This window comes from Mesobacillus sp. QJM3NY_10, assembly GCF_056173465.1.
In genome coordinates, this window is sequence record NZ_CM149675.1 from 4,241,643 (window position 1) to 4,255,284 (window position 13,642).

Sequence of the window (13,642 nt, forward strand, 5' to 3'; positions counted from 1 at the left end):
CCGGTTTTGTACCGGAGCTTTTTTTCACACAAAAAAGCATAAGCCTGGCTGGCCTATGCCTCAACTTTTCGTTAACCTGCGCCCAATTGAATTTAGCTGAACTTTTTATTGATTGGCTATTACTTCAATAGTCCAACTAACTCGTCTTTTCCTATGCGGTTGATGAATTTATGCATTTGCTCACGCTTTTTTCCTTGCTCACTATATATTTCTATAAGCCTGTCAACCTTCTGATACAGTTCACCTGGAGTAAGCTGTTCGAATAACAAAGTGCCAGCCGCAGCGTCCTGTCCCTTTGATTTGCCGCCTGCATACAGGCTGTAGCTGTCTTTCACTTTCATGATGCCAATGTCGTTTATGAGCGGTTCGCCACAGCCAACAGGGCAGCCAGTATAGGCTGGTTTCAGGGTAAACGGAACAGGTTTGCCGGCGATCCTTTTGTTGAGTTCAATTGCAACCGGCATCCCTTCCTCCTCCGCCCCTTTGCAGAAATTGCATGTGCGCAGGCTTTTCACAAAGCTACCGACCGGGTAACAACTGAGTCCCGCCTGTTCAAACTCTGCGATTGCCTCATCTTTACGGCTTTCCGGGATTTCAATATACAGCTGCTGGAACGTTGTCAGCTCCAGTTCCTGATCATCTTCAAGATATTTTGCCAGAACGAGCAGCTGCCTGGCATTCATCCTTGAGCCAAAATTTATGCCGCCATTAACGGCAAGCTTTATGGTTTTTTCTGTCGCTTCCAATTACATTCTCCCCCTTCACCTTATTTTCTGAAAATTACTTCTATCATACCGTGAAAAAGTGGAGAATGTATGGATTTTTTAAGAGACGATCAATTTCGTTAGTCCATTATCGTAATTCCATTAGGTATTTCCCCTACGTCAATCGTTTCTACTTGCTTGCTGTCAAGATCGATGATGCTGACTGTGTTCTCAAACATATTGGTTACATAGGCGAATTTCCCATCACTGCTTACTGTTACACCATGTGCCCCATTCCCTGTCTTGATTTCATCGACAACCGCCTTAGTCTCAAGATCTACTATTGACATTGAATTTGATGGTGACTCCTCGGTGCCCTGGTTAGCGACATACGCATATTTTCCGTCCGGCCCTATATAAACCTGTGCAGGACCTGTACCAACTTCTACCTTGACCACTTGCTTCGTTTCTAAATCAACTATGGCCAATGCATTTTCCGCGAAAAGTGTTGCCATTAGGGTTTTCCCGTCCTTAGTCACTCCTGTTGTTACCGGTGTATTACCTGTTTTAATTCTTTCTTCTTCAAATGTCTCCAGATTAATCGCACTTACCGTGTCCTCACCCATATTGGCGATATAGGCAAATTTGCTGTCCGCGGTAATTCTGAATCCATGAGGGCCATTGCCTGTTGGAATGATTTTGACAACTTCATATGTTGCGGCATCAATTACCGAAACCGTGTCATCTTCGTTGTTTGTAACCAGTACGTACTTCCCATTCCCTGAATACACAACATGCGCAGGGTGATTCCCTACTTCCACTTCTTTTAAAAGCTCATTTGTATAGGCATCATAGAATAATACTTTTCCAGGAGATTCGTCTCCGTGACCGCTATGACCGCCCTCCGTGTGCGGAACTAGAGTTGCACCAACAACTTTGCCGTCAGGTGATAGCTGGATATTATGCACCACACCATCAGCCGTGATCGTATCAGTCACTTTATTATCCTTTACATTGACCTTACTGATTGTACCGCCTTCATTCGCGGTAAAATAATATTTTTCTAGAACTTGTTCCTGTTTGACCGTATTTGCTGCAGGCTTTTCCTGAACTTTAGTAGTGTCATCCGAGCCACACCCCGCCAGAACTATGCCAACAGATGCAATGATACTCATCATTTTTACGTTTAAACGACTCATTTATGAGCCCTCCTTTATCAATTTCTACCATTATGATAATCCGCCTAAATCGGCTGAAAATGTTAAGTTCATCACAAAATGAAGTATTTCGATGAAAGGTTTAACAACTTTATGAAATTGATAAAATCTGCAATGTTCTGATGTAGAATTCACGTTTTATTTTTGCAGAGTTTCCCTCTTCTATGGCAAAACTAGAAGTAAAATAGTTGAATTATCTTTCAGATACGTTAAAATGATATCGGGTTTCGTTATTGGATTCCGATATCAAGGAAAGAAGGAATTTTTCATGGAGGATAAAGTTCTCAGGAAACTTTTTCTCGGATTCATCCAGATTCATATTTTGCATCACGCAAAAGAACAGCCGATTTTTGGGCTGTGGATGTTAGAAGAGCTTAAAGAGCATGGCTATAGTTTGAGCGCCGGCACTCTATATCCGATTCTGCACAGTATGGAATCAGACGGGCTGCTTTTAAAAGAAGAAAAAAATGTCGAGGGCAAAATTCGCAAATACTATCGGACAACGGACAAAGGGGATAGCGTGCTTGTAGAAGCCCAACAGAAGGCGTATGAACTTTTCAAAGAAATCAAAGATTGATTGGAGGAAAAGCATGTTTGAACTGAAGAATGTCAGAGTCAACGGTATTTTACAAATCGAGCAGCTGACGATTCCCGAAAATCAGTTTACCTGTATCCTTGGACCGAGTGGAAGCGGCAAGTCGACACTGTTGAGGCTTTTGAATGATCTGACCAGTCCTGACGAAGGGGAGATTTTATTTAAAAACAAACCCGTCAGTGAAATCGGTCCGTTACAGCTAAGAAGAACGGTTGTGATGGTGTCACAGGCACCAGTCATCTTTGAGGGCAGCATTGAAGATAATTTGCAGATTGGCCTTACTTTTTCCGAAAAAGAAGCAGCTGATGTGCCTGAAATGGAAACGATGTTAAAGCTGTTCATGCTGGATAAAAAGCTCAGAGATAAAGCGGAACACCTTTCCGGAGGCGAAAAACAGCGGCTTTCCTGGGCAAGAGCGATGCTGCTTGATCCCGAAGTGTTTTTGCTGGATGAGCCGACCTCCGCATTGGATGAGGAGACAGCCAGGACTGTGTTAACAAGGTTTTATGAATATGCAAAGAAGAATGCGAAAACGGTCATCATAATCACCCATTCGAAGGAACTGGCAGAGCTAGTAGCAGAGCTGACGATCGATATGTCGAAATACTCCATTGAAAGCGGGGTGAGCTGATGGATGATGTGATGGATCTTTCCTTTCTGCAGCTTGCTGCTGCATATATCTTCATCCTGATTTTAATCGTCATTGTCAGGGTTCGAGGGATTCCACGGGAAAAAGAAATCCTGCTGGCTACTGTGCGTATGTCCCTCCAGCTGGTCCTGGTCGGGTACCTGCTTGTCTATCTTTTTGATAATCCGAATCCCTTTTATACATTAGCGATCATTGCCATCATGCAAGTATTTGCGATTTATAATGTCTACAAACGGACGAAGCATCCGCTAGGCATCGGGATGAAAAAGCACATCGCTTATGCAATGGCGTTTGGCATCCTGACAAGCTTGTTCTTTTTCATTCTGGTTGTCCTCGATGTTACACCGTGGTATGAACCTAGATATTTTATCCCGATTGCCGGGATGATTATCGGGAATTCGATGACTGGTGTTTCGCTCGGAGTGAATAATTTAATCTCGGGATTTACATCGCGCAGGGCCGAGATCGAGGGAGCACTGATGCTTGGCGCCACTCCAAAGGTTGCCGCCAGGAAGGTCGTCAACGAGGCGTTTGATTCTGCGATGCTGCCAACGATCAATTCGATGGTCGGAATGGGAATCATCTTCTTGCCTGGAATGATGACGGGACAAATTTTATCCGGAACTTCCCCCATCGTTGCCGTAGAATACCAGATTGCCATCATGCTTGGAATTGTCGGTAGCGTTTCATTGACGGTGATTTTATATTTACAAATGGCCTATAAATCTTTTTTCAATGACCGTTTTCAATTAGTTATGAAGGAGTTAAAAAAATGACAGAGAAAAAAAGCGTTACGTTCCAGTCGCTGCTGGAGATATTAATGGTTTCCACCAGGCTCGGCCTGACATCGTTTGGCGGCCCTGTCGCCCATCTTGGCTATTTTCATGAGGAATATGTCCGCCGCAGAAAGTGGATGGATGAAGAAAGCTATGCAGATTTAGTCGCATTATGCCAGTTCCTGCCAGGACCCGCAAGCAGCCAAGTGGGTATCGGCGTAGGGTTGATGAGGGGCGGTTTGCTGGGTGGACTGTTTGCATTCCTTGGGTTTACCTTGCCTTCTGTTTTAGCACTTATCATTTTTGCAATCATCCTGCAGGGATTTGATATTGGGGACGCTGGGTGGATTCACGGGCTAAAAATTGTCGCTGTCGCGGTTGTTGCCCATGCCATTTTAGGAATGGCACAAAAGCTGACTCCTGATTTGCCAAGGAAGACGATCGCTTTGTTCGCGCTGGCAGTGACTTTACTGTGGCAGACTGCTTTCACACAAATCGGCGTCATTATCGTCGCTGGAATTTTAGGATACGTTTTATTCAAGTCCCATGCTGCTGTCGATGCTAAAAGGATGAGTTTCTCGATTTCCAAAGGTGTAGGATATGCTAGCCTCGGGCTTTTTTTTGGATTGCTCATCCTCCTGCCTATTTTACGAGAAGCGACTTCATTGAACTGGGTCGCGATGTTCGACAGCTTTTACCGCTCAGGTTCGCTCGTTTTCGGCGGCGGCCACGTTGTCCTGCCTTTGCTCGAGCGTGAATTCGTGCCTACAGGCTGGTTGAGTGAAGAAGCGTTCCTTGCGGGTTATGGTGCTGCCCAGGCGGTTCCTGGTCCATTGTTCACGTTCGCAGCTTATATCGGAGCAATCATCAACGGCTGGCAAGGCGGCTTGCTCGCGACAGCGGCCATATTTTTGCCGGCATTCCTGTTGATCCTCGGGACGCTGCCATTCTGGGATGCGTTAAGGAGAAACAGTAAGATCAGCCGTGCATTGATGGGCGTTAACGCAGCAGTTGTAGGAATCCTGATTGCAGCATTCTACCACCCTATCTGGACAAGTTCGATTCTCGAGCCGATTGATTTCGTGTTCGCGGCTGTTTTGTTCAGTATGCTTGTGTATTGGAAGCTTGCACCATGGATTGTCGTAGTTACGGGGGCTGTTGGTGGATTGATTTTGTATATGATTTTTTGAATTTCTTTAAAAGAATTAAACCGGGAGGTCATACTTCCCGGTTTTTTGTTATTTTCAGTGTGATAGACGAGAACTGCAAGGATAATCTTTCGAAGAATGGCATTATTCTCTCTAAAATCGCAAATAATCTCTTACTCAAACGTATTATTCTCTCAAAAAGTAATGATAATCTCTCAATAAAGCCTAATAATCTCTCACTTATCCATAAAAAGGGAAAACTCCCAACCCTCACAGCGGCCAGGAGTTTTACAATGTTATTCGAATGCCCCTATCACCAACGGAACTCTATTTTCAACCATCACCTTGCCCATTGCGATGACCGTATCAATTTCAAGGTTCTGATCGAGCAGGACAAGATCGGCGTCTCGTCCTGTTTCAATCCGCCCTTTTTGTGAAAGCTTTAAAATCGTCGCAGGATTCGAAGTGATGACACGGATGGCCGCTTCGAGGGGAATTCCCTCATTTAAAACAGCATCCTTTACCGCCTCAAACAAAGAGGAAACCTGTCCGATCTGCAAGCCGATTAATTCTCCATTCCCATCAAAGTCAGGCAAGCTTGCCTGTCCATCGGATGTGAAAGTGATTTGGCCGATATCCACTCCTGCTTCTAACATACGTTTTAGGGCGACGCTGCACTTTACTTCCCCTTCCTCAAGAAACTTCGGTATGGAACTGGTTGTGAAATCAATCCATCCGCCTTTCTTCGCATATTCGATACCTGCTTCGAACAAATGCGGATTGCGGTTCATATGCGTCGGGTAAAATTGCCTGATTGGGATATCGGTATTTTCAATTACCTGCTCAATCACCTTCAAGTGGTCGTGACTGTCGCCAACATGAACATTGACGATGCCGCTTTTACCAGAAAGCATCCCGCCAATCCTTGCTGCAGAAGCAATCTTCGCCAACTCCTCAAAAGTCGGCTGAGATGAGCGGTGATCGGCAATCGCGATTTCCCCTGCACCGATGACTTTATCGATTAAAATGATATCGTCCTCGATTTTCCCCGTCAGTGTTTTGACCGGGACTTGGTAGGAGCCTGTCTGCACATAGGTGGTAATCCCTTCTTCCTCAAGCGCGCGGGCTTTGGCAATCAAGCTTGGCATCGTCCGCGTCGTTCCGTCGGTGCCGAGAACACCGACCAGAGTAGTAATCCCAGCAGTTGTTGCCTGGGTTAGCTGAATCTCCGGCGTCCTCGTGCGAAACCCACCTTCCCCTCCTCCGCCAATCAAATGGACATGGGAATCAATGAATCCCGGTACGACCTTCTTGCCTGTCGCATCAATGACCTTCACTTCTACGAACTTTTCAGGAACCTCAATTTCATCTTGGATAAACCCAATTTTACGATCAACAAGCAATATATCTTTTTTACCAAGATAATCGGGGGCAAAAACCTCTCCATTTTTTATCAGCGTGAGCATTTGAATTCCTCCAATTTTTTCTGAACTATGTACCTTATTATAAATGTAAAAAGACAGAATAACTTGACACTTTATTATTATCATACTATAATTCCTACAAACATTTTAATAAGTTGAAGCGTTGAAGAGAGTCTATTAAGCCGGTCTCCCTGTTAAATAGAGAATCAGTGGTTGGTGGAAACTGATACAAAGTCCTGGTGAATTTCGTTCTTGGAGCTTTTCCTTTTAAAAAGGAACGGGTTTGGCCGTTATCCAGTAACTTGAGCGGGAAGCAGCATGCTTCCAAATAGGGTGGTACCGCGTGTTCAGCCACGTCCCTATCCAGATTGATGGATAGAGGCGTGGCTTTTTATTTTGCCGTGACATCAATCATCCAGCTGAAAATAGAGAGAAAAAGGGAGAAATCAACATGGAGAAAGAACAATGGTCATCGAAAATTGGATTCATCCTGGCCGCTGCCGGTTCGGCAATCGGGATCGGGGCAATCTGGAAGCTGCCGTATGTAACGGGAGTCAGCGGCGGCGGGGCATTTTTCCTGATGTTTATCTTATTTTCTTTATTCATCGGACTGCCGCTATTGCTCGCGGAGTTTGTCATCGGCCGCAGTACCGGCAAGGAAGCGATCCGCGCCTATTTGGAAATTGCACCAAAAAGCAAATGGTATTTGATCGGGATACTCGGGGTCGTCACCAGCTTTGTGCTGCTCAGTTTTTACAGTGTTGTCGGCGGGTGGATCAGCCTTTATTTTGTAAAAGGGCTGGCTGGCGGAGTGATTGAAGAAGGAGCTGATTATGGAGGCTTGTTCGGACAGACGATCAGCAGTGCATGGAGCGTGCTCGCTGCTCAGGCTGCCTTCTTATTGATCACGATTATGGTCGTAGCCAAAGGAGTCCAATCCGGGATTGAAAAAGCGAGCAAGATCCTGATGCCGGCATTGTTCGTGCTGTTCATCATCTTGATCATCCGCTCATTGACGCTTGAACATGCACTTGATGGTGTGAAGTTTTTCCTCGCGCCTGACTTTTCTAGCATTACTTCGGAAAGCATCTTGTTCGCGATGGGACAATCGTTTTTCTCCCTGAGCGTCGGCGTTTCAGTGATGGTGACATACAGCTCATACCTGCCGAAAAAAGGCAGCATCGTCCAGCCTGCCCTGTCTGTTGTCGGGATGAATCTTTTTATCGCACTGCTTGCCGGTCTGGCGATATTCCCAGCTGTTTTCTCACTCGGATTTGAACCGGCGGAAGGACCGGGACTGCTATTCGTCGTCCTTCCTGCTGTCTTTGAAAAAATGGTATTCGGCGAACTGTTCCTGCTCCTATTCCTAGCCTTGTTCCTGTTCGCAACACTGACTTCGGCGTTCTCGATGCTTGAGATTGTCGTCGCCACACTTGCAAAAGGCAATCAGAAAAAGCGGGCAAAATTTGCTTGGATTGCCGGCGGATTGATTTTCCTGCTTGGCATCCCTTCTGCCCTGTCATTCGGAACAATGGCAGAAGTGACGATTCTCGGGAAAAATATCTTCGACACAGCTGATTTCCTTGTAAGCAATGTCCTGATGCCGCTCGGGGTACTATTGATTTCAATCTTCGTCCCTTTAAAAATCAAAAAGGAAGTACTGCGTCAAGAGCTGCTGCAGCACTCAAAAGGCGGAAGCCTGCTCTTCAACCTTTGGTACAATGTGATGAGATTCATCATCCCTGTGGTGATTATCATTGTATTCCTTGATTCACTTGGAGTTTTTTCCTAGGAAGCTGACAAAACGTCAGCTTCTTTTTTCATGCAATCATTAAAACTATCAGCAGTATAATTTTTCCCTTTAATGCAAAACCTTTTGTGTAGGTGATTGCATCGGAGGGATTTTTTTATGTTCTTCAAGAATAAGAAAGCCATAGTCGACAACAAAGTAAATCAAGAAAACCTCGACGATAAGGAATTAATCCCTGTAGATAAAGCCGATTTCATTCAAAAAATGAAGGAACGCCTTCATGATAGTGCGGATTTAAATATCAAGGAACTTACAAATGGCTTTACACTGATATTCTTTGATACTTTGACAGATAAAAAGATGCTGAATGAAAATGTACTAGCTCGGCTCGAAGATGCGCAGGCAACTCCAAACGAAGCGCTTAAGCATATTACAGTATCAAGTACTTCTAAACATAAATATATCGAAGATGTGGTTGATTCGATTTTACATGGAGCAGTTGTAGTTCATTCGCCTGGCCACCCTGTCATTATCAGTGCAATTGTCGGAACCCAGGAAAACCGGTCATTGACCCGCCCGGAAAATGAGTCACAGGTTTTAGGGCCGCAAATCGCCTTTAATGAAAGTCTTGCTACCAATATATCTTTGATTCGCCGTTTTCTTACCAACCCAAACTTATGCAATGAGAGTTTCACCTTAGGAAAACAAACGAAATCAGGGGTTTCGCTTCTCTATTTGAAAGGGATTGCGGACGATGAGATGATCGAACGCATGCGCGAACGAATAAAATCAATTGACGTTGATAGCATCCTCGACAGTTCAATTTTGGTACAGTTTATTGAAGATAATTCATTTGCGATTTTTCCGCAGTTGCTGCTGACAGAAAGGCCGGACCGGGCCTGTGCCTGGCTGTTGAATGGAAAGATGGTTGTCCTTGTCGATGGCAGTGTACAGGTAATAGGTGCACCACAAACCTTCATCGAATTTTTCCAGAGCATGGAGGATGAAAGCGTCAGATGGCAAATCGCGAGCTTTCTTAGAGTATTGAGGGTTTTCTCTATGGTTGTATCGATTTTTTTCACGGCGATCTACGTGGCAGCATTGACCTTCCATTACGAGATCATTCCGCAAACACTATTGATTCCTCTTGGGGAGTCAAGATCACGCGTACCTTTCCCGCCTATTATCGAAGCATTATTGCTGGAAGTAATGATCGAGCTCTTGCGGGAAGCCGGAGCCCGGCTGCCAACGAAGGTTGGCCAGACGATGGGTATCGTTGGCGGTATTGTCGTCGGAACAGCTGCAGTTGAAGCGGGATTCACAAGCAATATCCTGATCATCATTATCGCCGTAAGCGCACTCGCTTCGTTCACGACGCCAAACTATATGATGGGCAATGTCATCAGGGTCCTGCGTTTTCCATTAATCATCATGGCCGGATTTTGGGGATTTTATGGACTGATGGTCGGCTTTTGCTTCCTGTTGATCCATCTCCTCCGTCAAACCAGCTTGGGAACACCGTTTTTGGCGCCATTTTATCCGCCAAGATTTGAAGACTGGCGTGACAGCATTGTTCGACTCCCTATTGGGTGGACCAACAAGCGCCCATTACAGACAAGGCCATTGGATAGATTGAAATACAAAGAACGAAAAACCAATGAATAAGTTGTGGTGTTAACTATGAAAATACACATCGAGCCTAAGCCCCATCACATGGTCAATACTTTCCTGCTCATCTTCGTAATCCATTCTATGCAGGTGGGCGTTGGGATCCAGGGATTTCAAAGGATCATCTACCTGGAAACAAGGCATGATGCCTGGATCTCCGTGATTATCAGCGGGGGTGCAACTGCCATCATAGGGTTTATTATGGTAAAAACATTAAGTATGTATGAGAATTCAGATTTATATGGAATCCAATACGATGTGCTTGGAAAGTGGCTCGGAAACCTGATTAATATCATTTTCATTCTCTACTTTCTTGGAGGCTTCCACATCATCGTCAGGAATTATATCGAAGTCATCCAGGCTTGGGTCTTCCCTGAAATCCCGAACTGGCTGCTCTCCCTGACTCTAGTTTACCTTGTTTACTATGGCTTGAATGGCGGGCTGCGGACAGTTGTCGGCGTCAGCTTCTTTAGTGTCGTTTTATCCCTGTGGCTGATCCTCATGCTCGCCTATCCCTTTCAGTTTGCTAACTGGGATTACTTATTCCCGATGTTCGAAGCGCGTATAACTGAAATACTAAGAGGAGCAAAGCAAATGACCTTCACTGTCATCGGCTTTGAAATCATCTATGTCATCTATCCCTTTTTAAAAGAAAAGGAGCGGGTTCATAAATATATGCAATTTGGGCTCGCATTCACAACCATCCTGTACCTTGCACTGATGGTTGTCTCCCTTGCCTATTTCAGCGGCGGCCAGCTTGAACGGACGGTTTGGGGTACGCTATCCCTTTTTAAAATCGTACGCTTCCCGTTCATTGAAAGATTTGAGTATGTCGCCATCACTTTTTGGGTCCTGCTGATTCTGCCAAACCTGATGCTCTATATGTGGGCAGCCACTCGGGGAATATCAAGGATTTTCAATAAAAAAGAACAGAAGGTCAGCTGGATTCTTATTGCATTTATCTTTCTGACGCTGCTTTACCCGCTCACCCGAGTTCAAATCAATATGTTCAACGACTATTTTGCAAGGGGCGCTCTTTATATTGTCTTTGTCTACCCATTGCTTCTATTCGGTGCTGTCCTGATTAAAAAGAAATTTTTCTCGAAAAAGGATGAGGCCAATGCGAAACAAAGTAAATAAGCTCTTGATTGTCTTGCTTGTGCTTTTCCTTTCTGGCTGCGCAGAAGAGAAAACTCTAGAGAAGATGGGACTAATAACAACAGTGGGTTATGATCTCACAGAGGATAACCAGATCCTGGCGACAATGGTCCTTCTCCAAATCGACCCGGAGGCTCCGCAAAGTTCCCTCATCCTGTCCGCAAAGTCGGCAACCAGTAAAGGAGCGAGAAATGAGGCCGATTTAAAAAGCCCTAAAAAGTTACAATCAGGTCAGCTGCGGGTAGCGCTATTTAGCGAAGAAGTTGTCCGTGCGGGTCTTATCAACCTGGCAGATACACTTGCCCGTGACCCCTCAATCAGTGATCTTACCTATTTGGCGGTTGTTGAAGGAAATACAAATAAGCTCCTTAACCAAAGAAATGACCAATTTTCCGATATCAGCCAGCTCATCTATAAGGAACTGGACCAAAACATAAAGGGAGAAAAGATCCCTTCTTCCACCCTGCAGGAAGTATTGCATGATTTTTACGCACCAGGAATTGACCCAATCATGCCCACTTTAAAAAATGTTAATGGCTTAGTTAAAATTACAGGTATGGCTCTGATAAAAGATGATAAGATGGTCGGTAAAATCAATCCAAAAGAAGCCTTTTATCTAAAGCTTATCAATGATCGCTATAAGACGGGAGCGATAGAATTGGAGGTCAACAAAGAAGGGTTTGATCTGCCCGAGACTACTGACGGTCCCGATAAGCTAGCAGTGGTTCTTGACACGATCCAAAGCAAAAGTGACATGAACCTGATCAGCAAGGAAAATCTCCATTTCGATCTGAAAATCACTTTAAAAACAAGATTGCTCGAAATCAACCAGGCATTGGACTTAAAAAACCCGGAAAACGTGAAGCAGCTGGAAACGAAGCTTGATGAAAAAATCACATCCGATATTGCAAATTTGATAAAGAAAGCACAGGATTTAGGGGCCGATCCATTCGGAATTGGAGAAATCTATCGAAAGAGTGTAAGACAGGCCAACTTGACCACTGAAAAGTGGCATGGCATGTACCCGGAGAGCAAAGTTGATGTGAAGATTGAGTTTGAGATTTTGAGGACTGGGGTGGTTGAGTAAAATATGAAAGCCCATTGGTCATATTGAATTTTGTTCTGGAGGCAAGGCGCCGTCGACCTAGCTGATACAAATAAAGCGGGAGCCTGGTGATGACGGCTCCCGCTTTGTTATGGTGTTCAGGAATCTTAAATAACAGCACTATCCCACTTTTTCTCATCCAGGACAAAAAGGATGCCGAGTTCGTGGTGATCGCCTTCATACAGCGCCCTTTGCACGAAGCGGATCTGCCCGTTTGTATCAAGGACTTCCAGCTTGCAATGCGCCCTGTTTCGTGACAGAGCTTCGTAGAATGTTTGTTCATCACGGACAGTTGTGCCGTTGACCTTTGTGACAAGCTCGCCCACACCGAGCGCCATTTTATCGGCCGGAGATTCAGGCAGAACGCCGAGAATCATCACGCCATGGTTCTTTTTCGAAAAATAGAACGGCATGTTCTCCTCTTGCATCCGCTGTGCCAGTGTCAAGGCTTCTCGGCCGATCATCGCAATCGCTACAGCAGCAACGGAAGCAATTGGGTACCAGTATCCGGCCGCGGCAATCAGCGTGATCAGGATTCCAAGACCAACTACTCTGTTGCCGAGCTGACTGACAGCTTCTTTTGGCAGCATTCCCTGGACTTGCTGATGCAAACCAATCGCAAATGGAACAAGAATTAGTGAATATGTATTGTCTCCAAGTGTGAACACAGGCCACCACTCGAATGGCATTGACAGAATGTTGCCCGGAATGAGCATGAATGCCGGAACAATCCAGAGGCGTTTTACCTCGTGGACACCAACCGTCTGGCCACGCTTACTCTTGATCAATTTAGGAGAAGTTCCCTTTTTTCCATTTCTTAAAATAAGGAAGCCCTCGCCAATCGTTATAAATGCTAACAAAATCGCAATCGATGGATAGATTTTTTCATCAAGACTTGAAAATAAGTCTCCGACTAACGGAAGGTCTATTTCTTTTCCCGAAAGGAAGATCAACGCGAAAAATGCAGCGCCGATTGTATATGCAGGCGTCAGCAGCCTGACTTTTGTTAATAAACTCAATAGCAGCGTTGCCGTGGCAACTAAAACAATTGCACCGAATGGAATCGCGATGCCCGCCGCAATGGTTATGACTGAGATGATTAGACCGAGAAGACCACCCAGCGGGAACACCTGTCTGAGCTCAAAATACGCATCCTTCGCCCTCACCGTAAAGTTCTTCCGCTCCCGCTTCACGCGCGAAACACCAAGGACCGCCGCCAAAAATATAGAATAATAGAACACAGGGTGAAGCAGAAGCCTGCCCATCCCTTTCAAAAGTTCAATGAACCAATCCTGTGCCACCCCTATGTCACCAGCCTTCATAGATTACATGATATTAAGCTTATTCTATCAAATCTACAGGGTAAAACCTATTAATAGTTGTGGAAACTTGATGGGATTTTTTTCTTGTGTAAGAGTAGAACATTAAATACTTAGTGAAATTCGAAA

12 protein-coding genes and 1 other annotated feature are annotated in these 13,642 nt (G+C 45.0%); of the genes, 8 read left to right on the forward strand and 4 right to left on the reverse strand.

Features of this window, described 5'->3' with window-relative positions:
* Positions 1-119 precede the first annotated feature (119 nt).
* Both AC0VX7_RS21445 and AC0VX7_RS21450 read right to left on the reverse strand, forming a co-directional pair.
* Positions 120-746 carry a nitrite reductase gene (locus AC0VX7_RS21445; RefSeq protein ID WP_475425818.1) on the reverse strand — a complete coding sequence of 209 codons (627 nt, stop codon included), beginning with the start codon at positions 744-746 and terminating at the stop codon, positions 120-122.
* Between the two features lie 98 nt (positions 747-844).
* A complete protein-coding gene (locus tag AC0VX7_RS21450) occupies positions 845-1,903 on the reverse strand; it encodes a YncE family protein (protein WP_475425819.1) in 1,059 nt (352 codons plus the stop codon).
* Between the two features lie 286 nt (positions 1,904-2,189).
* Here AC0VX7_RS21450 and AC0VX7_RS21455 point away from each other — a divergent pair, with 286 nt between their 5' ends.
* Genes AC0VX7_RS21455 through chrA form a run of 4 tightly spaced genes read left to right on the forward strand, consistent with a single transcriptional unit; the run spans position 2,190 to position 5,131 of the window.
* A complete protein-coding gene (locus tag AC0VX7_RS21455; RefSeq protein WP_475425820.1) occupies positions 2,190-2,498 on the forward strand; it encodes a PadR family transcriptional regulator in 309 nt (102 codons plus the stop codon).
* Positions 2,499-2,511: 13 nt separating this feature from the next.
* On the forward strand, positions 2,512-3,147 hold the full coding sequence (locus tag AC0VX7_RS21460; protein WP_475425821.1) for an ABC transporter ATP-binding protein: 636 nt from the start codon (positions 2,512-2,514) through the stop codon (positions 3,145-3,147).
* Positions 3,147-3,941: an ABC transporter permease gene (locus AC0VX7_RS21465; RefSeq protein WP_475425822.1), complete on the forward strand. Its 795-nt coding sequence runs from the start codon at positions 3,147-3,149 to the stop codon at positions 3,939-3,941. The genes AC0VX7_RS21460 and AC0VX7_RS21465 overlap by 1 nt, the downstream gene beginning before the upstream one ends.
* Entirely contained in the window at positions 3,938-5,131 is a 1,194-nt protein-coding gene (gene chrA / locus AC0VX7_RS21470) for a chromate efflux transporter (RefSeq protein ID WP_475425823.1), read from the forward strand. Before AC0VX7_RS21465 ends, chrA begins: the two co-directional genes overlap by 4 nt.
* 254 nt (positions 5,132-5,385) lie before the next feature.
* Here chrA and iadA read toward each other — a convergent pair whose 3' ends face one another.
* A complete protein-coding gene (gene iadA / locus AC0VX7_RS21475; RefSeq protein WP_475425824.1) occupies positions 5,386-6,555 on the reverse strand; it encodes a beta-aspartyl-peptidase in 1,170 nt (389 codons plus the stop codon).
* Between the two features lie 112 nt (positions 6,556-6,667).
* Positions 6,668-6,877, forward strand: a binding site (T-box leader).
* 87 nt (positions 6,878-6,964) lie between these two features.
* Between iadA and AC0VX7_RS21480 the strand changes: the two genes are divergently transcribed.
* From AC0VX7_RS21480 to AC0VX7_RS21495, 4 genes are all read left to right on the forward strand, one after another.
* The gene (locus tag AC0VX7_RS21480) at positions 6,965-8,305 is read left to right on the forward strand and encodes a sodium-dependent transporter (RefSeq protein ID WP_475425825.1); all 1,341 of its coding nucleotides are present in this window, start codon (positions 6,965-6,967) and stop codon (positions 8,303-8,305) included.
* A 117-nt stretch (positions 8,306-8,422) separates the two neighbouring features.
* On the forward strand, positions 8,423-9,928 hold the full coding sequence (locus tag AC0VX7_RS21485; protein ID WP_475425826.1) for a spore germination protein: 1,506 nt from the start codon (positions 8,423-8,425) through the stop codon (positions 9,926-9,928).
* Between the two features lie 15 nt (positions 9,929-9,943).
* On the forward strand, positions 9,944-11,071 hold the full coding sequence (locus AC0VX7_RS21490) for a GerAB/ArcD/ProY family transporter (RefSeq protein ID WP_475425827.1): 1,128 nt from the start codon (positions 9,944-9,946) through the stop codon (positions 11,069-11,071).
* Positions 11,052-12,176, forward strand: a complete 1,125-nt coding sequence (locus tag AC0VX7_RS21495) for a Ger(x)C family spore germination protein (protein WP_475425828.1) — start codon at positions 11,052-11,054, stop codon at positions 12,174-12,176. Before AC0VX7_RS21490 ends, AC0VX7_RS21495 begins: the two co-directional genes overlap by 20 nt.
* A gap of 125 nt (positions 12,177-12,301) precedes the next feature.
* On the opposite strand, the gene AC0VX7_RS21500 is transcribed toward AC0VX7_RS21495, so the two are convergent.
* Positions 12,302-13,495 carry a PDZ domain-containing protein gene (locus AC0VX7_RS21500; protein WP_475425829.1) on the reverse strand — a complete coding sequence of 398 codons (1,194 nt, stop codon included), beginning with the start codon at positions 13,493-13,495 and terminating at the stop codon, positions 12,302-12,304.
* Positions 13,496-13,642: the final 147 nt, after the last annotated feature.

What these genes read in the sequence shown, in the direction of transcription:
- AC0VX7_RS21480 (WP_475425825.1), top strand. Translation starts at nt 6,965, where the DNA reads ATGGAGAAAGAACAATGGTCATCGAAAATTGGATTCATCCTGGCCGCT.
- chrA (WP_475425823.1), top strand. Translation starts at nt 3,938, where the DNA reads ATGACAGAGAAAAAAAGCGTTACGTTCCAGTCGCTGCTGGAGATATTA.
- iadA (WP_475425824.1), bottom strand. Translation starts at nt 6,555, where the DNA reads ATGCTCACGCTGATAAAAAATGGAGAGGTTTTTGCCCCCGATTATCTT.
- AC0VX7_RS21495 (WP_475425828.1), top strand. Translation starts at nt 11,052, where the DNA reads ATGCGAAACAAAGTAAATAAGCTCTTGATTGTCTTGCTTGTGCTTTTC.
- AC0VX7_RS21465 (WP_475425822.1), top strand. Translation starts at nt 3,147, where the DNA reads ATGGATGATGTGATGGATCTTTCCTTTCTGCAGCTTGCTGCTGCATAT.
- AC0VX7_RS21450 (WP_475425819.1), bottom strand. Translation starts at nt 1,903, where the DNA reads ATGAGTCGTTTAAACGTAAAAATGATGAGTATCATTGCATCTGTTGGC.
- AC0VX7_RS21485 (WP_475425826.1), top strand. Translation starts at nt 8,423, where the DNA reads ATGTTCTTCAAGAATAAGAAAGCCATAGTCGACAACAAAGTAAATCAA.
- AC0VX7_RS21460 (WP_475425821.1), top strand. Translation starts at nt 2,512, where the DNA reads ATGTTTGAACTGAAGAATGTCAGAGTCAACGGTATTTTACAAATCGAG.
- AC0VX7_RS21490 (WP_475425827.1), top strand. Translation starts at nt 9,944, where the DNA reads ATGAAAATACACATCGAGCCTAAGCCCCATCACATGGTCAATACTTTC.
- AC0VX7_RS21455 (WP_475425820.1), top strand. Translation starts at nt 2,190, where the DNA reads ATGGAGGATAAAGTTCTCAGGAAACTTTTTCTCGGATTCATCCAGATT.